Source organism: Pseudomonas sp. BF-R-30, assembly GCF_019956175.1.
GTDB lineage: Bacteria > Pseudomonadota > Gammaproteobacteria > Pseudomonadales > Pseudomonadaceae > Aquipseudomonas > Aquipseudomonas jessenii.
Map to the genome: position 1 here is coordinate 15,204 of NZ_JAHBDE010000045.1, position 20,721 is coordinate 35,924.

General features: G+C 59.2%; 17 protein-coding genes. 8 read left to right on the top strand and 9 right to left on the bottom strand.

What is annotated here, in order from left to right; genetic code table 11:
• Positions 1-110: 110 nt before the first annotated feature.
• Together KGB20_RS21880 and KGB20_RS21885 are read right to left on the bottom strand one after the other, a co-directional pair.
• Positions 111-1,007 carry a serine hydrolase domain-containing protein gene (locus KGB20_RS21880; protein WP_223532986.1) on the bottom strand — a complete coding sequence of 299 codons (897 nt, stop codon included), beginning with the start codon at positions 1,005-1,007 and terminating at the stop codon, positions 111-113.
• A 236-nt stretch (positions 1,008-1,243) separates the two neighbouring features.
• Complete coding sequence (locus tag KGB20_RS21885) at positions 1,244-1,669, bottom strand: ester cyclase (protein WP_150814795.1); 426 nt, start codon at positions 1,667-1,669, stop codon at positions 1,244-1,246.
• Between the two features lie 305 nt (positions 1,670-1,974).
• On the opposite strand from KGB20_RS21885, the gene KGB20_RS21890 reads away from it, so the two are divergent.
• Both KGB20_RS21890 and KGB20_RS21895 read left to right on the top strand, forming a co-directional pair.
• On the top strand, positions 1,975-2,928 hold the full coding sequence (locus KGB20_RS21890) for a LysR family transcriptional regulator (RefSeq protein WP_150814796.1): 954 nt from the start codon (positions 1,975-1,977) through the stop codon (positions 2,926-2,928).
• A 335-nt stretch (positions 2,929-3,263) separates the two neighbouring features.
• Positions 3,264-5,126: an ABC transporter ATP-binding protein gene (locus tag KGB20_RS21895; RefSeq protein ID WP_090454898.1), complete on the top strand. Its 1,863-nt coding sequence runs from the start codon at positions 3,264-3,266 to the stop codon at positions 5,124-5,126.
• A gap of 98 nt (positions 5,127-5,224) precedes the next feature.
• Here the strand turns inward: KGB20_RS21895 and KGB20_RS21900 are convergent, their stop codons facing one another.
• The 4 genes from KGB20_RS21900 to KGB20_RS21915 all read right to left on the bottom strand — a co-directional run bounded on the left by KGB20_RS21900 (position 5,225) and on the right by KGB20_RS21915 (position 9,359).
• Positions 5,225-5,656, bottom strand: a complete 432-nt coding sequence (locus tag KGB20_RS21900; RefSeq protein WP_150814797.1) for a bleomycin resistance protein — start codon at positions 5,654-5,656, stop codon at positions 5,225-5,227.
• A 160-nt stretch (positions 5,657-5,816) separates the two neighbouring features.
• Entirely contained in the window at positions 5,817-7,169 is a 1,353-nt protein-coding gene (locus tag KGB20_RS21905) for an SLC13 family permease (protein WP_150814798.1), read from the bottom strand.
• 169 nt (positions 7,170-7,338) lie between these two features.
• Complete coding sequence (gene scpB / locus KGB20_RS21910; protein ID WP_090454900.1) at positions 7,339-8,133, bottom strand: methylmalonyl-CoA decarboxylase; 795 nt, start codon at positions 8,131-8,133, stop codon at positions 7,339-7,341.
• Complete coding sequence (locus tag KGB20_RS21915) at positions 8,130-9,359, bottom strand: CaiB/BaiF CoA transferase family protein (protein WP_150814799.1); 1,230 nt, start codon at positions 9,357-9,359, stop codon at positions 8,130-8,132. Before KGB20_RS21915 ends, scpB begins: the two co-directional genes overlap by 4 nt.
• A 180-nt stretch (positions 9,360-9,539) precedes the next feature.
• Here KGB20_RS21915 and KGB20_RS21920 point away from each other — a divergent pair, with 180 nt between their 5' ends.
• Positions 9,540-10,484 (top strand): LysR substrate-binding domain-containing protein, encoded by a 945-nt coding sequence (locus tag KGB20_RS21920; RefSeq protein ID WP_150814800.1) that lies wholly within the window; start codon positions 9,540-9,542, stop codon positions 10,482-10,484.
• Positions 10,485-10,650: 166 nt separating this feature from the next.
• Here the strand turns inward: KGB20_RS21920 and KGB20_RS21925 are convergent, their stop codons facing one another.
• Entirely contained in the window at positions 10,651-10,923 is a 273-nt protein-coding gene (locus tag KGB20_RS21925) for a hypothetical protein (RefSeq protein ID WP_154862424.1), read from the bottom strand.
• Between KGB20_RS21925 and KGB20_RS21930 the strand changes: the two genes are divergently transcribed.
• The 4 genes from KGB20_RS21930 (at position 10,910) to KGB20_RS21945 (ending at position 14,213) form a co-directional block, all read left to right on the top strand.
• Complete coding sequence (locus KGB20_RS21930) at positions 10,910-11,209, top strand: hypothetical protein (protein ID WP_154862423.1); 300 nt, start codon at positions 10,910-10,912, stop codon at positions 11,207-11,209. The two genes, KGB20_RS21925 and KGB20_RS21930, sit on opposite strands and share 14 nt — an antisense overlap.
• A 154-nt stretch (positions 11,210-11,363) precedes the next feature.
• Positions 11,364-12,719: an MATE family efflux transporter gene (locus tag KGB20_RS21935; RefSeq protein WP_223532988.1), complete on the top strand. Its 1,356-nt coding sequence runs from the start codon at positions 11,364-11,366 to the stop codon at positions 12,717-12,719.
• A 115-nt stretch (positions 12,720-12,834) separates the two neighbouring features.
• Positions 12,835-13,506 (top strand): phosphoribosyltransferase, encoded by a 672-nt coding sequence (locus tag KGB20_RS21940; protein ID WP_223532990.1) that lies wholly within the window; start codon positions 12,835-12,837, stop codon positions 13,504-13,506.
• Between the two features lie 137 nt (positions 13,507-13,643).
• A complete protein-coding gene (locus KGB20_RS21945) occupies positions 13,644-14,213 on the top strand; it encodes a YceI family protein (RefSeq protein ID WP_223532992.1) in 570 nt (189 codons plus the stop codon).
• 336 nt (positions 14,214-14,549) lie between these two features.
• Here KGB20_RS21945 and KGB20_RS21950 read toward each other — a convergent pair whose 3' ends face one another.
• The gene (locus KGB20_RS21950; RefSeq protein WP_223532994.1) at positions 14,550-17,939 is read right to left on the bottom strand and encodes an Ig-like domain-containing protein; all 3,390 of its coding nucleotides are present in this window, start codon (positions 17,937-17,939) and stop codon (positions 14,550-14,552) included.
• A gap of 473 nt (positions 17,940-18,412) precedes the next feature.
• On the opposite strand from KGB20_RS21950, the gene KGB20_RS21955 reads away from it, so the two are divergent.
• A complete protein-coding gene (locus KGB20_RS21955) occupies positions 18,413-19,135 on the top strand; it encodes a GNAT family N-acetyltransferase (RefSeq protein ID WP_150815266.1) in 723 nt (240 codons plus the stop codon).
• Positions 19,136-19,453: 318 nt separating this feature from the next.
• On the opposite strand, the gene KGB20_RS21960 is transcribed toward KGB20_RS21955, so the two are convergent.
• A complete protein-coding gene (locus tag KGB20_RS21960) occupies positions 19,454-20,584 on the bottom strand; it encodes a P1 family peptidase (RefSeq protein WP_223532996.1) in 1,131 nt (376 codons plus the stop codon).
• Positions 20,585-20,721 lie beyond the last annotated feature (137 nt).

Consider the following 20,721-nt stretch of genomic DNA (forward strand, 5'->3'; position numbering starts at 1 on the left):
TAAAAATCCAGTCGTAATCGTCTGCTTTTGTCCGGTTGCTGCCTGTCGTGAAGGGCAGTAAACGACCCAACGCGGTCTCCGAAGAATCATGAGGCTGCCGCAAGAAGGACTTAGACGCCTTCAGCCCCTTGCCGCAGGACTTGTATCAGCTGTCCAACAACGTGTGCTTCGACGGCACCTTCACTTGCGCCCGCCTCAAAAGCAGCGCAACAAGCCGATGCGTCGCCGTTGCAGATACGGTAAACGGCAATGACACTGCCAGGTCCGCAGCCTGTGTGTCCGCATAGGGAAAGTCCGCCGTCAATCGAACCCTGCATCACACCAAGGCCATAGCCCGGGGCGATCCATGGGCGCCCGGGAATCGGGCCACCCAATGTTCGTGCTGCCTGCATCTCCAGGAGCAGGCCCGGGGAGAGAAGGTCTCCAGAGAGGAGTCGATCCAAGAATAGCGCTGCTTGTGAAATTGGACCGATCAACAAACCATGATAGACCCAGGCGGGGTCATAATTTAAGGTCCCTCCAAGATGGGCCGTATGTAAGTCTGCACGCGTTTTAGCGAAGCGAACGTTCGACAGGCCCAGAGGGATAAGTACACGTTGACTCACTGCATCATCAAGCGTCAGATCCGTTAGCTGTTCAATGAGCCTGCCGATGAGCAAGTAGCCAACATTCGAGTAGCGCCAATCGGTTCCGGGGCTGTATCGAAGTCGAGCACCATCAAGGCGTTGCATCATTTCACTTGCCGACCAAGCTGACTCATTGTTAGCAACGGCGGCGTGATACTCCGCAAGTTCGCCATAATCGGCGAGACCTGCCTCATGTCGCAGTAGTTGGCGTAACGTGAAAGGCTGATCAAGAATTGGTTCGTCCAATCCGACCAACGCATCACGCACCAATGATAGGGCTGTCGCTGCCAGGACTGTTTTAGTAAAACTCCACCAGGGGGCCATCAGTTCTGATCGGTCAGGCGTTCGTGGTTGACCATTTGATACGAGTGAACTGAGCATTGGCTTCCTTGGAGTGTTGAGCGGATCGACAGCTCCACAAGATATCTCATTCACTTTACTTCGCCAGAGTGAAAAGTCAGTCGTTTGTACTGTCCTGAACGACGGCTCTTGGCCGATAGCTGCCTATCGAGTAGACAGCTATTGACCCGTCGGTACCGGTCAAGTTCTTGCGCGGTTCTTTCTTGAGTAACAGTCTGGGCAGTGGAGGGACGGCTACCTGGTGGTCTTGGCAAACGTCAGTCGTAGTTGATGATCCCTAGTTGTTTGGCCATGAACAGTTCGTTTCGTTCTACGATTTCTTCGACAACCTTACCTTCCCCGTTAAAACGGAAATACGTAAGGGCTGTCCAAGTCAGGCTCTTACCTTCAACGTTAAAACCATGCCACGTATTTGACCCGGTGGCGAAATGCGTCAATGCGACCACCACAACGTCATCAGTGACGACTTCCTTACTGAAGGTAGTGTTAATTGCCTGGTATCGATCGAGAACATTTGTGCTCAAGGCTCGCTTGAAGTTTTCCAGACCATGGATTGGAGCGTCGCAGTCAGGCCGGTGCACAATTACGTCGATGTCAAAGTATTCGGAAACTCGCTCGGCATCTTTTCCGTCTACGCAGTATTTAAAGTAATTTTTAACGGTTTCGAGGTTTTTGGCACTCATATAGTTCTTGCTCCGATTATGTTGATGATGGCGAAACTAGCCAGTAACTAAAAGCAACGACAAGAAAAGCTCTTGCTTTCAACTGTTAAGTTTTCAAGTCTGGTTGAGTGTTGTCGCTTCGGCGCGGCAACAAAGGCAGTGCATGTTGCTGGTGATATTTTCTATTAATCCGCCCTAGGTCTTTTGGGGGGCTTTAATCATGCGTTCGAGTAGGAAGACGGCTCCCATGGACAGATTCTAGGGGGGGTTATGGTATTCGTAAATCTAGAATATAGTGATGGTGGTATCGGGAATTGGAATATCACATGGGACTGGACAGACTGGAAAGATGGGCGACAGTAAGGCACTTTCGCTTAGCTATAGCCTTGTTCGAATATGGCAGTGTCGTGCATGCAGCGCGCTCGCTTCACCTCTCACAGCCAACTGCCAGCAAGCTCTTGCAAGACCTTGAAGAGGCCGTGGGGGCTCAGCTCTACATACGGAACCGTCGAGGCGTTACACCTACAGAGCTTGGTCGGGCCTTTGTAGAGCGCAGCCGAATGGTGCTTGCCCAGCTAGACCATGTCTCCCAAGCTATTGATGCTCTTGGCAAGGGGCATGCGGGACGTGTTGCCATAGGAAGTGTGCTAACCGGATCAAGTTATCTCGTGCCTGCGGCTATTGCACGGCTTTGGAAAAAACAGCCAAGTGTCAGTATTAAAGTTGTCGATGGAGTGAGTGGCGAACTGATACCTCGACTTATCTCGGGAGAGCTAGACTTCCTGATCGGGAGGCTTTCCGATGTTGGCTCAAGTGCTGCTGTCTCTCAAGAAGCTCTTTTTAGCGAGAACGCCATCGTTGTTGCGAGGAGGGGACATCCTCTTGTTCAACAATCAAAGGTTCAACTTGAAGAACTCGCACGCGAAGCCTGGATTCTTCCACCCGCAGAGACGACCTTGCGGAAGCAGTTTGATAGCATCTTTTATCGGGAAAATGTTGATCCGCCGTGTGCAGCTATAGAAACGGTGTCCTTCTTCAATATACTTTGGCTATTAAAACAGACAGACCTTCTTGGGATATTGCCCCAGTCGGTTGTTTTCGATCCGGCACACAGTAGTAGCCTTGTTCCGCTTCCCGCTTTAGAACCTATGATTCTGGAACAGATCGGTATTTCCCGCTTGGCAGGTACTACTTTACCGCCTGCCGCTTCCGCTTTAGTGGAGGCATTAAGGGAAGTGATGCATGGCACCTTAGACATCAGGGTGGACTTTCGAGGATGACTGAATTTAGTTCTCTGTAGTGAATGCTATGAGTCATGTTCAATCAGTCGCCATTGGCATGAATTTCCTCAGCCACCTGCGTTTCTGTCTGTGATGTTTTCGGCTGCTTCTGGCTGAAAGCGGTCCTTGGATGAGCGTCCGGTCTTGGCCTGTTCCCTTCGATACCGGCCGATCTATCCCTGCCGACCGGGTCTCTGGCAACGTTTGATAGCCCGCATCCGGCAACCCAATCCTAAGAGCGACCTGCCAACAGCGTCATACCTCAACTTCGCAAAACCCTCAAAGCAACCGTTCAATGGCAGAATCTCCTCAACTTGATCGTTTTGGAGAACTCCATGCTTCGTGCGTTTGAACGAAGGCTCGACCCCTTTCCTCCTGACGAGGTACCACCGCCACCTGATGGCCTGGCTCGCTTCCTGTGGGCCTGTACGCGGGGCGCCCGCGGTTACATCCTTGCACTTGCGCTACTAAGTGCCGGTGTGTCGATTTACGAAGCCTGGCTGTTTTCCTTCCTCGGGCAGGTCGTGGACCTGCTCTCGACCTGGCAGGCAGGCGGTGAAGCGGCTGCGCAGGAAAGTCGCGTGTTGTGGGGCATGGGCATCGTAATGGTGACCAGTGTCGGGCTGGTGGCGTTGCGCACCATGGTGCAGCACCAGATATTGGCGATTAACTTGCCGTTGCGGCTGCGCTGGGACTTCCATCGCCTGATGTTGCGACAAAGCCTTTCGTTTTTTTCCGATGAGTTTTCCGGCCGAGTCACTACCAAGGTGATGCAGACTGCGCTAGCGGTGCGCGACGTGCTATTCACCCTTATCGAGATCGCACCCGGGATCGGGGTGTATTTCATTGCGATCATCGCACTGGCCGGCGGCTTCGCTCTGAAACTGATGCTGCCTTTCGTTGCCTGGGTCGTCTTGTTCGGCCTGGCCATGCTGTACTTCGTGCCCCGTCTGGGGAAAGTCGGGCAGGAACAGGCTAATGCGCGGTCGATGATGACCGGGCGTATCTCGGACGCCTACACGAACATCACTACGGTGAAGCTGTTCTCCCACTCCAATCGTGAAGCGCACTTCGCGCGCGCAGCGATGGAGGATTTCAAGCACACCGGCTTTCGCCAGATGCGCCTGGTAAGCCAGTTCGAAATCGTCAACCAGGCATTGGTGGTGGCGTTGATCATGGCAGCGGGTGGTTATGCCCTGTGGCTATGGCACCAGGGTGAGGTCGGCGCAGGTGCCGTGGCGGCAATCACCGCCATGGCGTTGCGTATCAATGGCATGTCGAACTGGATCATGTGGCAAATGACCTCGCTGTTCGAGAGCATCGGCACCGTGCAGGATGGCATGGCAACGCTGACCCAGGGCACCAAGGTGCAGGACGCGCCGGGTGCCGGCGTGCTGGTGACCTCCGGCGGCGCGGTAACCTTCGATAAGGTGAGCTTCAATTACAATGGTGAACGCCAGGTGCTCGATGGCCTGAGCCTGAGCATCCGCCCGGGCGAAAAAATCGGCTTGGTTGGCCGCTCTGGCGCCGGCAAATCCACGCTTATCAACTTGCTGCTGCGTTTCTATGACGTCGACAGCGGGGAGATTCGCATCGACGGCCAAAACATCGCACAAGTGACGCAAGACAGCCTGCGCGGCTGCATCGGTATGGTCACGCAGGATACCTCCCTGCTGCACCGTTCCATTCGCGACAACATCGCCTACGGCCGTCCCGATGCGACCGACGCGCAAATCCGCAGCGCCGCGGCCAATGCCCAGGCCGATGAATTCATAAGTCAATTGAGCGACCGGCAAGGCCATACCGGTTACGACACCCTTGTGGGTGAGCGGGGCATCAAGCTGTCGGGCGGCCAGCGCCAACGCGTCGCGATTGCCCGGGTGATGCTCAAGAACGCCCCGATCCTGCTTCTTGACGAGGCCACCAGCGCGCTGGACTCGGAAGTCGAAGTGGCCATTCAGGAAAGCCTCGATGAAATGATGCAGGGCAAGACGGTGATCGCCATCGCCCATCGGCTGTCCACGATTGCAGCCATGGATCGGCTCATCGTCATGGATGACGGACGCATCATCGAACAGGGCACCCACACCGAATTGCTCGGGAAGAACGGCGTCTATGCGCGGCTTTGGCAGCATCAAAGCGGCGGGTTCCTGGGGGAGGATAAGGGCGTGGTAGAAGAGGCTATGGATCAGGCGTGAGTGTGAAGGGTGCGTAGCAGGGGAAGGGGCTTTGAGCGGTGCAGTGGGACGAGAGGGGAGGGTCATGACCGTCGCCACTCGTCAAGGGCTGCTCTGATTCAGATTGAGCAAGCCGGTCTCTCACCCAACCGCTCTACCAACCTTACGAGATAACCGTCGGGATCCTGGACGATGAATTCGCGCTGGCCTACTTCTACATTGTCAGCCCGATACCAGGTGTCTTTGCATTCTCGATAGAGAGGAAATCCAGCCTGATCAAGTTTTTGGATGATGGGTGCGACAGCCTCAACATCAATCTGCAGGTTGATGCCTCTTCCAAACGGCTTGGTCAACGGCGCAGTCAGCCATTGACCCGCGTCCGAATCAACCTGCTCAAGCATTACTTGAGCACCATTCAAATCAAGGTATGCAAATCCATCTTCCGGGCGTTGATAAGCTACTTTGAACTCCAGGCAATAAACCCAAAAAGCCAGGCTGCTATCCAGGTTGCTTACCATTAACTCCGGAACCAGTTTGTTACGTTCGAACATGAGATGACTTCCATTTCAAAAGGCTCATTTTTGCGGGCGGGCAGGTTCTGCACTTATGGCTTCGATTCTTCCCTTCCGAAAATCGTGCAGGAGTTTACCCCTCGTGGCAGGTGACGGAAAAATTGAGTCCATCAGGCTGATCAGGGCCTGACCCGAAGGCTCAGAGCACCCCGGGCACCACCAGGGTCAACCAGGCAACACAGGGTCCCACCAGGGCAACCACCGCGCTATAGATCAGCAGACTGCGCAACACTTTTTCTCGCTCCAGCGGGGGGGTATTGGCAACCACCAGCGCACCATTGGTGGAGAACGGGCTGGTGTCGACGATGGTGGTGGAAATGGCGATAGCCGCGACCACGCCGACCGCACTGATGTGGCCCTGGCTCAAGAATGGCACGGCCAGGGGAATGATCACCCCTAGCAACGCCGTGGACGAAGCGAAGGACGAGATAATTGCGGCCGTGAAGCACAGCAGCAAAGCGACCAGCAGCGGTTCACCCAAGCCGGAGATGCCATGGGCGACATAGTCGATGGTACCGATGGTCTGCATCACTCCGATGTAAGTGATGATCCCGGTAATCAGCAGAACAGTCGACCAACTGACCTTGTCGATGGCCGCCTTCTGCGCCTTGGGCGCAAACATGGCCAGGACTACCGCGACCGTCATGGCCACCAACCCGATATTGAACTTGAACACTAATGCCGAGATCGCCAGGGCCAACAGCCCGACCAGCGTCGACAGCTTGGCCCCGTCCAGGCCGCTGAGGGTATGTAGCGGCGCACCGGCACCCGTCAGGTCAGTACGATGATAAGCAGGGGACGCCGGCGTACCACCGTGGCCAAGAATGGCCAGCGATGCACCGGCAGCATGCAATTCGGGACCGGACGGGACCACCACCATTGACACGCGAGCGCTACGTAAACCACCGAAGACTACGAATACCACCATGGCAATCCCCAGGTTGAACAGCAGGCTGGCGATGAACAGAGTGAACGGTGCATAAGGCAGCCCGGAGGACGCAACGATCTGATTGGTTATGCCACCGAAAATACTCACAGGGGAGAAACTGCCGCCTTGAGCGCCGTGAATCACCATCAGTCCCATGAGCACGGGGTTGATGCGGTACTGCACGGCGAAGTTGAGAGCAATAGGCGCGAGGATGGCTGCCACCGCAGGGCTCAGCGCACCGAAACCGGTGAGCAGCGCCGCCACCACGAACATCACCCAGGGTATCCAGGCGACATGGCCACGCACCATCAACACTGCCCGTTCGATCAGCCAATCGATGGTGCCGTTGTTCTGGGCGATGCCGAATAAATAGGTGACACCGACCAAAGTCAGGAACAGGTCACTGGGAAAGCCGGCGAAAATGGTCGCCGGTGTCATGTCCATTATCACCGAACCGACGATAAAGACCGCCGCGAACGCCAGCGCGCCCATATTGATGGGCAACACGCTGGCGATGCCGAAAATGACCACTAGCACTAAAATCGACAGAATTTCATTATTCATTTCAATCTGACTCCCCGCATTCGGACGGTCCCGCAGGTACCGTCCTTGTTGTTATTGTTTCGGGATGTTTAGCAATCGACTCGCGTCGGGCCGAGCGTGACGAAACGAGGAAGCGTGGCTTGCCTGCGAAGTCGGTCGTACAAACACAGAAGCTTTCAACGCTGTCGTGCTAATTGCCATTAAATGCTGCTGGCCGGCGCTCGGCAAAGGCTGCCAGTCCTTCGCCAAAGTCAGCACTTTCGCAGGCTTGTCGGCGCAGTTCGGCAATCTGCTCCATCGCCTGCACCGGAATCGGTTGCAGGTCTTCGAGGATACGCAGCTGTTCCTTGACCGCCGCAACGGCTAGCGGCGCTTTGCAGGCGATGCCGTGTGCCAGTTCCAGCGCGGTCGCTTCCAGCACATCAGTGTCGACCAGTCGGTTGACCAGACCAAACCGTTCCGCCCGCACCGCATCGAGCTTTTGTGCAGTGAAAAACATCTCCTTCAACACATGAATCGGCAAATTGTTGAAGAAGCGCAGCAATCCACTGGTGGTGTAGGGCAATCCAATGTTCACCGGAGTCATGGCAAAGCTTGCGCTGCGGTCCGCGACGACCATGTCGCAGCTCATTACCAGATCCACCGCGCCGCCCCACACCGAGCCGGACACCAGGGCAACCACCACGCCGGGATAGGCGCGGATGCGGCGCAATACCTGTTCGAGCGGTTTGCCATAGGCAATCGGGTCGCGGTCGTGTTGCAGTTCGCGGATATCGTGGCCGGCACTCCACACGGATTGGCCGACTTCGCTGCCGAGGATCACCACCGGGATGCGTTGTGACGCCAGTGCGATGAGACTTTCGTCGAGCGCCGTCAGCAGTTGCGCGCTGAGTGCATTGCGGTGTGTGGGGTTGCTGAAGACCAGCCGCGCGATGCGTTCATCGACCCGGTTGACGGTCACTGTTGTGGAAGAGGCTGAATTCATTGTGCGGCTCCTGTCGATTGCGCGCCGGTCATGTCATCGGCGTTCTGGAACACTATTTTAGCGGCGAGCAGTGCGTTGATTGATGCAGCGTCGAAACCGGCTTCGCGCAATACTTCGACGGTGTGTTCGCCAAGCAGCGGCGGTGGGCGGCTGACAACGCTGTCATTGGCGCAGAACACCGGGGTCACTACCTGACGCAGTGCACCAAGGGTCGGGTGCGTGAGTGTCTCGGTCAGTTGGCTGTGCAGTACCTGCGGGTCGTCGAAGACCTCATCGAGTGTGTTGATCGGGCCGGCGGGTAATCCTGCGTCGACGAACAGCGAGGTCCACTCGCGTTTGCTGCGGGTTTTCAAACGACTTTCCAGAATCTCTCTCAATTCGTCACGACGTTCGACCCTCGCTTCATTGGTGGCGAAGCGCGAATCGTCCGGCAGCTCGGGCAAATCGAGCAGTATGCACAAACGCCCCCACATGGCCGAGGTGATCGGCGCCAGATTGAGCGGGCCATCCTTTGTCTGGAACACGCCGTAAGGTGCAATCACCGAATGGGCGTTACCGGTGCGGCGCGGCACATCCCCCAGGCTGAGGTAGCGTTGGCCGTGCACACTCAGCAACCCGACCAGACTGGCCAGCAGCGACGTGCTGACATGTTGGCCACGCCCGGTGCGCTCGCGCTCGAGCAGCGCGGCCAGCACCGCTGTCACCAGCCACATGCCTGAAGTCAAATCGCCGATGGCGGTGCCGGTGCGTGTCGGGTCGCCATCGACGAAACCGGTCAGGCTCATCAGCCCCGAGTAGCCTTGGGCGATCTGGTCGAAGCCCGGCCAACTGCTCATCGGCCCGTCGGCGCCAAAGGCGTTAATGCTGCCCAATACCAGTCGCGGATTGCGGGCGCTGAGCACCTCATAACCGAGGCCCATGCTTTCCAGCGTGCCAGGTTTGAAGTTCTCGATGACGACGTCGGCGTCATCGATCAACTGCTCGATGGTGGTCAACCCTTCGGGGGTGCGCAAGTCAATGCACATGCCGCGTTTGTTGCGGTTACACGATAAATAGTAGGTGCTCACGCCCCGGTCGAAGGGGCCCCAGGTGCGGCTCATATCGCCAGTCGGGCCGGGCTCGATCTTGATCACATCGGCACCGAGGTCTGCCAGCACCATGGTGCAGAACGGCCCGGACAGTGCGCGACTCAGGTCGACGATTTTCACGCCTTGCAAAGCTTGCATAGGATTCTCCATTGAAGGGTTGAATACCGGCCATTGCACCAAGGCCTTTGAAGCGCCATTCGCCTGTGACGATCGTTAGCGCTTCGTGTTGTGAGACGAGTCTAGGCGCCGTATCTCATAACCTTAAAATATGATATTCCTCTACACTCATCGGAAAATCATATGGCTTGGGAGGTACACATGGACCTGCGCCAGTTGCGGTATTTCATCAAGGTGGTCGAGTGCGGGAACATCACCCGCGCCAGTGAAACGCTGCATATCGCGCAGCCAGCCATCAGTCAGCAGATGCGCAACCTGGAACAGGACATGGGCATGCAACTGCTCGAGCGCAGCGTGCATGGCGTTGTTCCCACGGCGGCTGGACAAACGCTTTATCGGCATGCCATCGAACTGCTGCGCCAGGCCGACGGCACCCACGAACTGCTGCGCCAGGACGCCGAATTCCCGCAAGGCAAAGTCTCGGTCGGCATGCCGTCGAGTACGGCGCGCATGCTGGCAATTCCGCTCGCACGCACGATTCGCAGCCGTTATCCGGGTATCAAGTTGGAATTGATTGATTCTCCGAGCGCCGAACTCGGACGTCTGATCACGGTAGGGCGAGTGGCACTGGCGGTGAATGTCGATGTGGTCGAAACCCGGGGCATGGCTTTCCGGCGGCTGTTAACCGAAACGCTGTACTTGGTGGCGTGGCCGGAGTTTTCATTACCGGATGAACCGGTGTCGATTGAGGCATTGGCGAAGATGCCGCTGGTGCTGCCCTGTGCTCCGAACACCATTCGCAGTCGGGTCGAATTTGCACTGCAGGAGGCCGGCCTGAAATGCGAGGTTGAATTCGAAGCCAATTCCACCGACCTGTTGTTCTCAGCCGTCAAGGCGCAGCTCGGTGTCACGATCCTGCCGTGGGCCGCGGCCCATGTTGAGCTTGTGCAACACAGGCTCAAGCTGGCCAGGATCGATCATCGACTGTTCAAGCGGGATCTTTCGCTGTGCTGGCATGACACGGTTGTAGAGAGCAATGCCGTGCAGAAGGTCAAGTCGACCATTTTCGAGCTGTTCGAGGAGTTCGAGCGGCAGCCGGGGTGGGCAGATGAACTGGTCAAAGGAAAGAACCTCCAAGACTACTGACAGGCTATATTGGGTCGGAAGTAGTCGTTCGTGAGCGGCTGCTTTTGACGATTGCTGCCTGTCGCGAAGGTCTGAAAACGAAAACAGACGAAATTTACGCCACAGAACAAAAAGCCGCTTTTCTCGTCGGACAAAAAAAACGGGCACCTTTGGCGCCCGTTTTCATTCACTCCGCCACCTGCGCCCGCAACCGCCGCCCAATCACATCCATCAAATCACAACCATCCCTCAACGGAATGACCAGCAGCTTGGAAAAGTCCTCCAACACCACGGTGTCGCAACCGAGTTCTGATCGGTAGGCGATGTTTTCCAGCACTTGCGTGACTGTCCGAATACGGTAGTCGGCCATGGCTTGCAGGACGTCGAGGGGGGCTTGGGTGTCGATGAGCAGGGAGGCCGGAACCAGGTCGATTCCGGTGAGGGGCATGTATCTTTCCATAGATGAAACTCCGATCAGTGCAAAGGTTGACTGCCGCTCACTCGTCGCCAAACGAATGGGTGACAGCTGTACGCAGGTTGGCGAACCGGGATCGGAAAACCGGCAGACCCGAAGGTCTCCCGCGCACAGCTGCCATAAAGACAGCTTTGCGAAGGTGCAACAGCATCTGCAAAAAAGCACAGAGCTTTTGCATCCGATCGAACAGGTCGCCAAACCTGGTCGCCATTTGGGCGACGGGGCGGACTATAAGCTTCATCAAGGCCGTGGGCAAGGTGAGGGCTTCTGAGGTTGTCGTAGGATCGCCGATGATGAAACTTCAGACCTTTCACCTCACGTCGCTGGAAATATAAACACAGACCTGAGATGTTCACGGGCCCTTGGATTCAGCCACCCACGCTATCCTTAATCATCGCTCCGGCCGTCGAGATGGACCTTCCCGAATGCAAACCCAACCCCAAAGCCCCCTCTGGAAAACCTACCTGCTGTTCCTCGCCCCCATGGTCCTGTCGAACTTCCTGCAATCCATGTCCGGTACGGTCAACAGCATCTACATCGGCCAGATGCTCGGCACCCAGGCCCTGGCGGCGGTGTCGGGGATGTTCCCCATCGTGTTTTTCTTCATCGCCCTGGTGATCGGCCTCGGTGCCGGCGCGGGTGTGTTGATCGGGCAGGCGTGGGGGGCGCGGGAGACGCATCTGGTGAAGGCGATTGCCGGGGCGACGTTGTTGTTGGGGGTGTTGATCGGGTTGGTGGCGGCGGTGGTGGGGAGCGTGTTTGCGCGGTCGGCGCTGGTGGGGTTGGGGACGCCCGCGGATGTGCTGGACGATGCGGTGGCGTATGCCCATGTGATGTTGTGGATCATGCCGTCGCTGTTGGTGTTCGTGTTGTTCACGCAGTTGCTGCGCGGGGTGAGCGATACGTTGTCGCCGTTGTTGGCGCTGGTGGTGTCGACCTGTGTGGGACTGGCGCTGACACCGGCGTTGATTCGCGGGTGGCTGGGTTTTGCACCGATGGGGATTCAGAGTGCGGCGATTGCCGGGTTGGTGGGTAACCTGGTGGCGATGGGGTTGCTGGCATGGCGCTTGATCGGCAAGGGCCATCCACTGGCGCCGGATCGCGAGTTCTTTGCGGCGATGAAGCTGGACGTGGCGATCCTCGGCAAGGTGCTGCGCATCGGTTTGCCCACCGGGTTGCAGATGGTGGTGTTGTCGCTGTCGGAGTTGGTGATTCTGACGCTGGTGAACCAGCACGGGTCCCAGGCGACGGCGGCGTATGGCGCAGTGACGCAGATCGTCAATTACGTGCAGTTCCCGGCGCTGTCGATTGCGATCACCGCGTCGATTCTTGGCGCCCAGGCGATTGGGGCGGGGCGCATCGAGCGCATCGGGCCGATCCTGAAGACCGGGCTGATGATCAACGTGTGTTTGACCGGTGGTCTGGTGGTGCTCGGGTACTTGTTGTCGAGCTGGTTGCTGGCGTCGTTCCTCACTGAGGAGGCGACACTTGGCATGGCCGAGCACCTGTTGCACATCATGCTCTGGAGCCTGTTGGTGTTTGGTTTCCAGGCGATTATAGGCGGCATCATGCGCGCCAGCGGTACGGTGATGGTGCCGGTGGCGATTTCCATTGTGTGCGTGGTGGGCGTGCAGTTGCCGGCGGCGTATCTGCTGGATGCGAAGTTTGGATTGCAAGGGGTGTGGATGGCGTTTCCGGTGGCGTATCTGGGGATGCTGGTGTTGCAGACGCTGTATTACAAACTGGTGTGGCAGCATCAGAAGATTGAGCGGTTGGTGTAGGCGGAACGCTGCGGGAGGGGCATGCTGTTCACAGGTCCCTTGCCACAAAGCCCCTCGCCACAAAAGGACGGTGTGACTGAAAAAGACAGGCGCTATCGCCTGGGGAGGTTTTCAAATGAGCCCCTTGTCCCATTCCATCCTGCAAGACCGACCAGCAGCCGGGCGGCGTTTGATTGAGCCGTTGCTGCTTTACGCCAATCGCCCCGACGTCATCGTTCTGGCCTTGCCCCGTGGCGGCGTGCCGGTGGCTTATGAGGTGGCCACGGCGCTGAAGGTTCGCCTGGATCTGATGCTGGTGCGCAAGCTCGGCGTGCCGTCCCACCCGGAGTACGCCATGGGCGCGATTGCCAGCGGTGGTATCCAGATTCGTAATGAAGAGGCGCTGCGGGTGCACCCGATTGATCGCGCCGCTTTCGACGCCGTGGTCGAACGGGAAAGCCGCGAGTTGCTACGCCGCGAACAGGTCTACCGTGGCGCGCGACCGGCGGTGCAGCTCAAGGATCAGGTGGTGATCCTGATCGACGACGGCCTGGCCACCGGGGCTTCGATGAGGGCGGCGATCCAGGCGCTGCGGGCGCAGGCCCCATCACGCATCGTGGTGGCGGTGCCGGTGGCGCCGATCGAAACGGTGGAGGCGCTGCGCAGCGAGGTGGATGAGTTGATCTGTCCGCTGATGCCCGAGTGGTTCACGTCGATTGGTCATTGGTACATGGATTTTTCCCAAACCTCGGATGCCGAGGTGATCGACCTGTTGCGGCGGGCGTGGCAACGCGGGGAGTGCGGGTAGCGCTGGCGGCCAGCGGCAGGTGGTCGCAAATCAACGGGTGAGGTGGAATAAACCCCGGTTGTTTGCTTTAGTCCATCTGATACGACCCGACTTGTGCGGCACGCCAACTCAGGACGGGAGCCCTCCCGGAGAGCGTCATGAACCTTCGATCCACGCGTTGCGTCGCTCTGGCCGGCACGTTGGTGTTCGGCCTGGTGCCGTTTGCTGGAGCCGTGGAATACAAGGATGTGAACGCCAGGGCCAGTACCTTGAGCTTCACCTATGAGCAGATGGGGTCGAGAGCCTACGGCACCTTTGGCAAGTTCAAGGCCAAACTGGACTTCGACACCGATAACCCCGGCGCCGCCCATGCCGCGCTGACCATCGACCTGAACAGCATCGACGCTGGCAACAGCGACGCCAACACCGAGCTGCAAAAACCGGCGTGGTTCGACACGGCGACTTATCCGGTGGCGACCTTCGAATCCACGTCCATCAAGGCCCTGGGCAATAACCGCTACACCATCACCGGCAAGCTTTCCCTGCGGGGGCTTACTCGAGAAGTGAGTGTACCGGTGCTGCTCAAATCCGAGAGCGCCATCGGCATTTTCGAGGGCCAACTGGTGCTCAAGCGTGACGACTTCAAGATCGGCGAGGGCGAGTGGGCGGACAGTGTGGTGTCCAACGAGATCAATATCCGCTTCCGGATGGTGGCGCCGCAAAGGTGACTGGGACCTCATCGATAGTTCGTCGGCCAATCATGTGACCATGCTGCCAGGGGGATGGAATGTGGTTTGTCTGATAGACCGAGGTGCCGCCATCGCGGGCAAACCCGCTCCCACAAGGATCTTCAGCAAGCCTATAAATTATGCTCGACGCAGACCCCCTGTGGGAGCGGGCTTGCCCGCGATGGCGGTGTAACAGTCAATACCAAGGCTGAGATCCATCAGGCACTTTGCGGATAGAGCGGACAGTCAACAAAACCCACTTCGGTCCCACCGCACGCTGCACAAAAGAAAAACGCCCGATCCACATTGCATGGGCCGGGCGTCGATCAATCCGCTCTAGTTCGCCTTTATCGGCACCGTCACGGTTTTGCCGAAGGCCGATTTGATGGTCGCCGTCGGGCTAGGCGACGGGCCACTGCCGGCGGTGGTCACCGCTATGTTCCAGCGCGCGCCTGTCGGTGTCTGCGTCAGGACGGCGGCGCCAAGGTTCACCGTACCGGTTGTGGTCGTGGCCGTCGCCGTGATGGTATTGCCCGTGCCACGGGAGGTGGTGCCGGACAGGACCCAATACCAGCGGCTGTTGCTGCGGGCGGTGACGGTGGCGCTGGTGACGATCAGGCTCTCGTTGACCGCTGCCGAGACCGCCACGGACACCGTCGCCGGTGCCGACTCGGCGCCCTTGGCATCGGCGGCCTTATAGGTAAAGGTCGCGGTGAACGGCGCGGGGACCGTGGCCGGTGGTGTGTAGGTCACACGCAGGCCATCGGTGCTGACCACGCCCTTGCCGGAGTCCGGTTGCTCCAGACCCACCACTTTAAGTGGCACGTTACCGTCAGGGTCGCTGTCGTTGGCCAGCACGTTGATGATCACCGGTTGGCCGGTGTTACTGATGGCGTTGTCGGCGTTGGCGACCGGTTTTTGGTTATCGGGGTCCTCGACACGTGTATCGCCAGTGCGGAAGGTCGGCAGCGCGGCGGAATTGACGTAGGTGACGCCGTCCCAGCCGGGCAGGGGGGTTGGCATCAACTGGAACTGGCCCGGATTCTCGACATCCCAGCGCAGCAGCATGGAGGTGTCCTCGTGCTGGGTGTTGTGGCAGTGCTCCATGTAGGTCCCGGCGAACTCGCGGAAGCGGATCGCTATCTCCACGTCCACCGAACTGTCGACTTCTTGCCCGATCCGATAGACGTCCTTGCGCGCCCATTTTTCCCATTCCGGCGGTGCCTTGCCGTCGCGCTTGAGGACGATGCCTTCTTCGAAGTGCACGTGCACCGGGTGGCTCCAGCCGTTGCCGCCGTTGATGATTTTCCACACTTCCAGAGTGCCGTCGCCGGAGAACCCGGCAGCGGTCGGGCCGGTAGCCAGTTGCGGAGCGGCGCTGATGATCCGAGGGTCCATCTGGTAGCCGAAACCGCCGTCGGTCTTGATGGTCCAGGGTTCTTCGTCGGTACCGTCGGAGCGGCCGAAGGTGAACTCGCGATGGCGCGCCGCCTTGAGCGTGGCTTGCACCGTCGGGTCGTCACGGTTGAGGGTCAGCGGGATCATGGTTTTACCCACCGGCTGGCCTGGCTTGGCGGGTTCGTAGTCGGCGGGGTTCATGCTCACGTCCTGGCCGGCATAAGTCTGCACCACCATCTGCATGAACTTGCCCACCACCGGGTCGCCGGCGTCCCATTCCAGCCCTTTGCTGCCCAGCTTGAGCACCGCCTTGTACCTGCCGGACAAGACATCGGCCAGGCTCTGCGATGCAACCTCCGGACCCTTGCCGTCGTGGTGCTCCATCAGGTTGACGAAGTACAGCTTGTCGCCGGTCTTGATCCCGTGTTTCGAGAAGTTGACGATGATGTCGTAACGCTCGGCGATGGCCAGGGTGGGCAGGATGGCGTTGTGGTCCTGCACATCGCCGTCGGCGTCCAGGTCCATGCTCCCGTCGAACGGCACCGCGTGTTCCATGAGGTTGCCGTCGTTGGCGATCATATGGAACGGCACGCGGGTGTAAGACAGGCCGGAACCCGCCGGGCCGGGGAATTCGCCACCGGTACCGGCGATCTCACGCACCAGCGCGATCTTGAAGTAGCGCGACACCGAGCCATTGAGAATGCGGAAACGATAGCTGCGCGCCCGCACGTTCAGGCGCGGCTGGTACTGCCAGTTGACCAGGATCTGATCGCCAAGAAAACCATCGGTGTTGAACGGGTTGAACCACAGTTGGCCATTGGTATCCCAGGCCTTGTCGGCAATCATCAGGTTGACGTCATAGTCGCGGTTGCCCCAGGGCAACGCCGAACCGCTGGGCAGGCGCAGGTTGACGCCGTCTTGCAGCGCTTCGTTGCCACGATCCATGGCGCTGTAGTAGTTCATCATCACCGCGTTGCCCTTGTAGACGTTCTGCGCGGTGAAATCGAGCATGTGGTCGTGGAACCAGTGGGTGCTCATGGCTTCGCGCCAGTCGCCACGGATCTTGATGCTGCCGTTGTCGCAGGTCTTGAAGCCCGGCGTGGCATCGTTGACGAACAGGGTTTCACCCGGCGCGCAGGGGAACGCCGCGCGCGGATCCTGAGCGCTGGTGTTGATGGTGTCGTAACCGGCCAACTGGATCGGCCAGCGATAGTCGTAGTACTGCCCCGGAAAGAAAAACGCATTGGAATAGCCGTCGCTTTCGGCCGGGGAGTGGCCGTTGTGTTCGTGGGTGCTGAGGGTATGCAGGCCGAACCCCATGTTGGCCGACGGATCAATCGGCAGGGCGTTGTAGTGGCGCATCAGCACGGGTTGGCCGTACCGCACCATCAGCAGTTTTGGCGGAAAGGTGCCGTCGAAAGTCCAGAGCGCCTTGTGGTTCTGAATCGGCATGTTGGGGTGAAAACGGGTGTCGATACCTTTGGTGGTGCCTGTTATGACCGGGGTGTCCGAGGTCTGGTTGTAGAGCCCGCCCGGCCCGAACTCACCGACGGCGTAGTTGTGCAGCTGCCGGCGGTCGCGCATGCCGCCGTTGAGCTTGGCGCCGGCTTGAGCGGTCTTGAAGGCGACCTGTGGGTAGAACTCGTTCCAGCGCTGGTGCGACCAGCCTTTTCCTGGCGGACGACCTTCGGCCGGCGAGCCCACCGGATGGCGGTTGAGGAAGGCTTCGATCTGCGCTTTCCACGGGTTGCGGTCCAGCACGTTGGAATACTGCGCCGGAAACGGGTACAGCCCCGGCTGGCGCATGAAGGCTTCCAGCGCCGCGGCCGAAGGGCCGCTGCGGGCGATGTTGTTCGGGTCTTGCGTGGGCGCCGGGCCGACGATCGGAACCGGGAAGGTCAGGGGCGGTGCCGGCAGTGTCGGGTCGAGTTTTTCCGTGCCGAATTCTTCGAACAGCAGCAGTTGCTGAGTGTACGGCTGGGCCCCGAACAATGGGCTGGGCTTGCCGTTGGTGGGGATTTTGAAGGATGTCTGCAGGGCTGGCGGCAGCACGTTGTCGGTCGTTGGCGTGGTGCGGGTGCCGTACACACCATTGGGCAGGGCGTAGGAGCCCTGGTTGGTGGGAGGCATGGTCTCTATGGCATCCAGCGCGGCCTGGGGGTCGGCCGGCGGGTTGGTATACGCCGACGGATCTGTTGGCGGCGGCGGGCTGACATCGTCAAGCGGTGCTGCGTTGACGATGCCGAGGCTGACGTTGATCAGCATCACAGCGGCGATGCCCGGTTTGCTGAAAAAGCCGAGCGATTTGAGGTCAGTTTTGTTTTTCATCTTTTTTCCTCGGGACGCGTCGGTGTGGCTGACGTTCGCAAAACGCTGGACGCAATAGGTGTGCCAATCGCGGGGAAATTTGGGGGAAACAAAAAACTGTTTGATATCAAAAGGCTGGCGGTTTGGGTTTTGGTCCTGATGGCGCAGTAGGTGGGAATCCTCAACGTTGGGGGCTTTCACCCACCCGTTCTCCCCGTTCATACCCGAGGTCGGTGTGGTGGTAACCGCTTTCGCGAGCAGGCGAGCTCCCACAGCAGATTGAGGTGTGGGCAATACCGCTGTCCCCTGAAGGAGCAGGCCTGATCGCGAAGAGGCAAGTTCATCCAGCACAATGTGTGCCGGACTCACTGTTGTCGGCCTTGAAAATGATGCGCATGGCTCAAGGAGGGTGGATGTCTGTCCATCACCTTCGGACCGGACGTGCCGGGCGCGCTATGATAGGCGGCCCTTGCCTCCCGGAGCCTGTCACCGCAATGCCCCTGATCAGCCATTTCAAAACCCCGTGCCCCGAGCACATCAATAGCCAGATCCTGCAGATGGTGGTCGACAACCTGACCGACATCAGCATGGTCGCGATCCCGCCCAGCAACCTGCTGTACAACCTCTATCAATACGCGATCGGCTATGAGGTGCACCTGTATCTGGAAGCGCTGAACGGTGAAAAAGGCATTGCCGTGGAGTTGATCGTCGCCACGGACGAAGACGACCCGCAAAAGGTAACGGGCTTTGTGCTGTACCTGCCGGTGCAGGACGACCCCGAGGCCTGCGGCGTGGCGTACATGGCAGTGCAGGCCGAGTATCGGCGCCAGGGCGTGGCCCGGCGGATGCTGCGGGAAATGGTCGGTCGCTACCCCCATGCCGAGCTGACCTGCGCGGTGGCCAAGGTGCCGTATTTCGAGGCGATGGGCTTTGGGGTGGTGGGCGTGCGTGCGACCCAGGTGTTGATGAACACTCGCGACCACGCTACCGCTGGCTTGATGGCGCTGCTGGATGTGGCGTCGATCTACAGCTCGCTGGAAGTGCGGCAGATTCATACCTACCTGCTGCAAAAGCATGGCAAGCGGGCCATGACCGACGCGGAAAAACAGCGCGACCGGCATCTGGACCAGCTGACGCGCAAGGCTCAGGCGTTTGTGCGGGGGCGGTTGGGTGACGATGCGGTGCCGGCCGCTGGCCCTCGATTGCGCCTGGTCTGATCGCACTCTCCTGAACCCCCACAAATCCCCCTGTGGGAGCGAGCTTGCTCGCGATGAGGCCGCGTCAGTCGACATTTACTGTGGTTGACCCCACCGCTATCGCGAGCAAGCTCGCTCCCACAATGAACAGTGTTGGTTTTCAGAGGTAAAAAAAGAGCCTCAAAGCTCTTGATGGGGAGGAAGTGGAGCCGTGAGGCTCAAGATGCGCATGAAACAAGTGGTGAGCTTGGTAGGGGTTCAGTTCACTCACCACCTACGCAGCGGCTTGCGCAAGCAAGCGGCTGCGTAAGTTCATCCTAAAAAGACCGAGTGTTTCACTCAAGTACCGCTAGTCGCATCCCCCGGCCAGCCGGCGCAGCGCAACGCCTTGAGCAAGGTTTCGGCATCCAGCCCCGGCACCCCATGCCCGTTGCCTTCGGCGGTGTCGGCGGCGAGCAGGGCATTGATGATGGCTTCTTCCACGGCTTCGGTGGCGGCCAGGAACAGCTCGCTGATGTGGTCGTTGTTGACCATGCTCAGATTGTGGGTGGTCGGTGCTTTCTTGCTCTCGTAGGCAGCCGGTGGCACGTGATCGTTACCGGTGGCGAAGGCGATGAAGATGTCGCCGCTGTGGTCTTCATTGCCGCCGCCCGTGCGGGCCAGGCCGAGGCTGGCGCGCTGGGCCAGGCGTGTGCACTGGTGCGGCAGCAACGGCGCATCGGTGGCCAGGCAGACCACGATCGAACCCATGCCCGGATGGGGCAAAGAGGCCTTGAGGAACGGCGAATCGACCTGTTCCATGTAGCGCCCGACCGGGTAGCCATCGACGCGCAACTCATTGCGAATGCCGTGGTTGGCCTGGACAATCGCCCCCACTGTCCAGCCGCCCTGGGCACTGTTCAAGCGGCGCGACGCGGTGCCGATGCCGCCCTTGAATTCGTGGCAGATCATGCCGCTGCCACCGCCGACATTGCCTTCGGCCACCGGTCCGCCCGCCGCCGAACGCACGGCCTGGGCCACGTGTTCCGGCTTCACGTGAAAACCGTTGATGTCGTTGAGCAGGCCGTCGAAGGTTTCCAGCACCACTGGCATATTCCAGTAGAGGCGCCCGTCATCCGGCTGCTGCTCGCGGTCGAGCACGATCAGCGCGTCGCGCACCACGCCCAGGCTGTGGGTGTTGGTGAAGGCGATGGGGCTGGTCAGCAAGCCTGCCTCGCGTATCCACTCCAGCCCCGTGGCATCGCCGTTGCCGTTGAGCACATGCACGCCGGCAAAGCAGGGTTGCTGACTGGTGGAACCGGCGCGCGGTTCGATGACGGTGACGCCAGTGAGGATGTCGCGGCCATTGGCCGTGCGACCTCGTACGTCGCTGTGGCCGACCCGTACGCCGGGGACGTCGGTGATGGCATTGAGCGGGCCGGGTTGCAGTTGGCCGATCGGGATGTTCAGGTCGCGGGCGCGTGGTTTCATGGTTTTTCTCATCTTCGATTCGTGGCAGAAAAAATTGGTGGGGCACTGCAGTTTCTTGTGGGAGCGGGCTTGCTCGCGAAAGCGTCGTATCAGTCGCCAATAATGTTGGCTGGCACACCGCTTTCGCGAGCCAGCCC

Excerpts from the sequence above, each read along its gene's own strand:
- KGB20_RS21925 (WP_154862424.1), bottom strand. The coding sequence starts at position 10,923 with ATGGAAAGATACATGCCCCTCACCGGAATCGACCTGGTTCCGGCCTCC.
- KGB20_RS21915 (WP_150814799.1), bottom strand. The coding sequence starts at position 9,359 with ATGCAAGCTTTGCAAGGCGTGAAAATCGTCGACCTGAGTCGCGCACTG.
- KGB20_RS21930 (WP_154862423.1), top strand. The coding sequence starts at position 10,910 with ATGTATCTTTCCATAGATGAAACTCCGATCAGTGCAAAGGTTGACTGC.
- KGB20_RS21960 (WP_223532996.1), bottom strand. The coding sequence starts at position 20,584 with ATGAAACCACGCGCCCGCGACCTGAACATCCCGATCGGCCAACTGCAA.
- KGB20_RS21945 (WP_223532992.1), top strand. The coding sequence starts at position 13,644 with ATGAACCTTCGATCCACGCGTTGCGTCGCTCTGGCCGGCACGTTGGTG.
- KGB20_RS21885 (WP_150814795.1), bottom strand. The coding sequence starts at position 1,669 with ATGAGTGCCAAAAACCTCGAAACCGTTAAAAATTACTTTAAATACTGC.
- KGB20_RS21940 (WP_223532990.1), top strand. The coding sequence starts at position 12,835 with ATGAGCCCCTTGTCCCATTCCATCCTGCAAGACCGACCAGCAGCCGGG.
- KGB20_RS21950 (WP_223532994.1), bottom strand. The coding sequence starts at position 17,939 with ATGAAAAACAAAACTGACCTCAAATCGCTCGGCTTTTTCAGCAAACCG.
- KGB20_RS21895 (WP_090454898.1), top strand. The coding sequence starts at position 3,264 with ATGCTTCGTGCGTTTGAACGAAGGCTCGACCCCTTTCCTCCTGACGAG.
- KGB20_RS21920 (WP_150814800.1), top strand. The coding sequence starts at position 9,540 with ATGGACCTGCGCCAGTTGCGGTATTTCATCAAGGTGGTCGAGTGCGGG.
- KGB20_RS21890 (WP_150814796.1), top strand. The coding sequence starts at position 1,975 with ATGGGACTGGACAGACTGGAAAGATGGGCGACAGTAAGGCACTTTCGC.
- KGB20_RS21955 (WP_150815266.1), top strand. The coding sequence starts at position 18,413 with ATGCCCCTGATCAGCCATTTCAAAACCCCGTGCCCCGAGCACATCAAT.
- KGB20_RS21935 (WP_223532988.1), top strand. The coding sequence starts at position 11,364 with ATGCAAACCCAACCCCAAAGCCCCCTCTGGAAAACCTACCTGCTGTTC.
- scpB (WP_090454900.1), bottom strand. The coding sequence starts at position 8,133 with ATGAATTCAGCCTCTTCCACAACAGTGACCGTCAACCGGGTCGATGAA.
- KGB20_RS21880 (WP_223532986.1), bottom strand. The coding sequence starts at position 1,007 with ATGCTCAGTTCACTCGTATCAAATGGTCAACCACGAACGCCTGACCGA.
- KGB20_RS21905 (WP_150814798.1), bottom strand. The coding sequence starts at position 7,169 with ATGAATAATGAAATTCTGTCGATTTTAGTGCTAGTGGTCATTTTCGGC.
- KGB20_RS21900 (WP_150814797.1), bottom strand. The coding sequence starts at position 5,656 with ATGTTCGAACGTAACAAACTGGTTCCGGAGTTAATGGTAAGCAACCTG.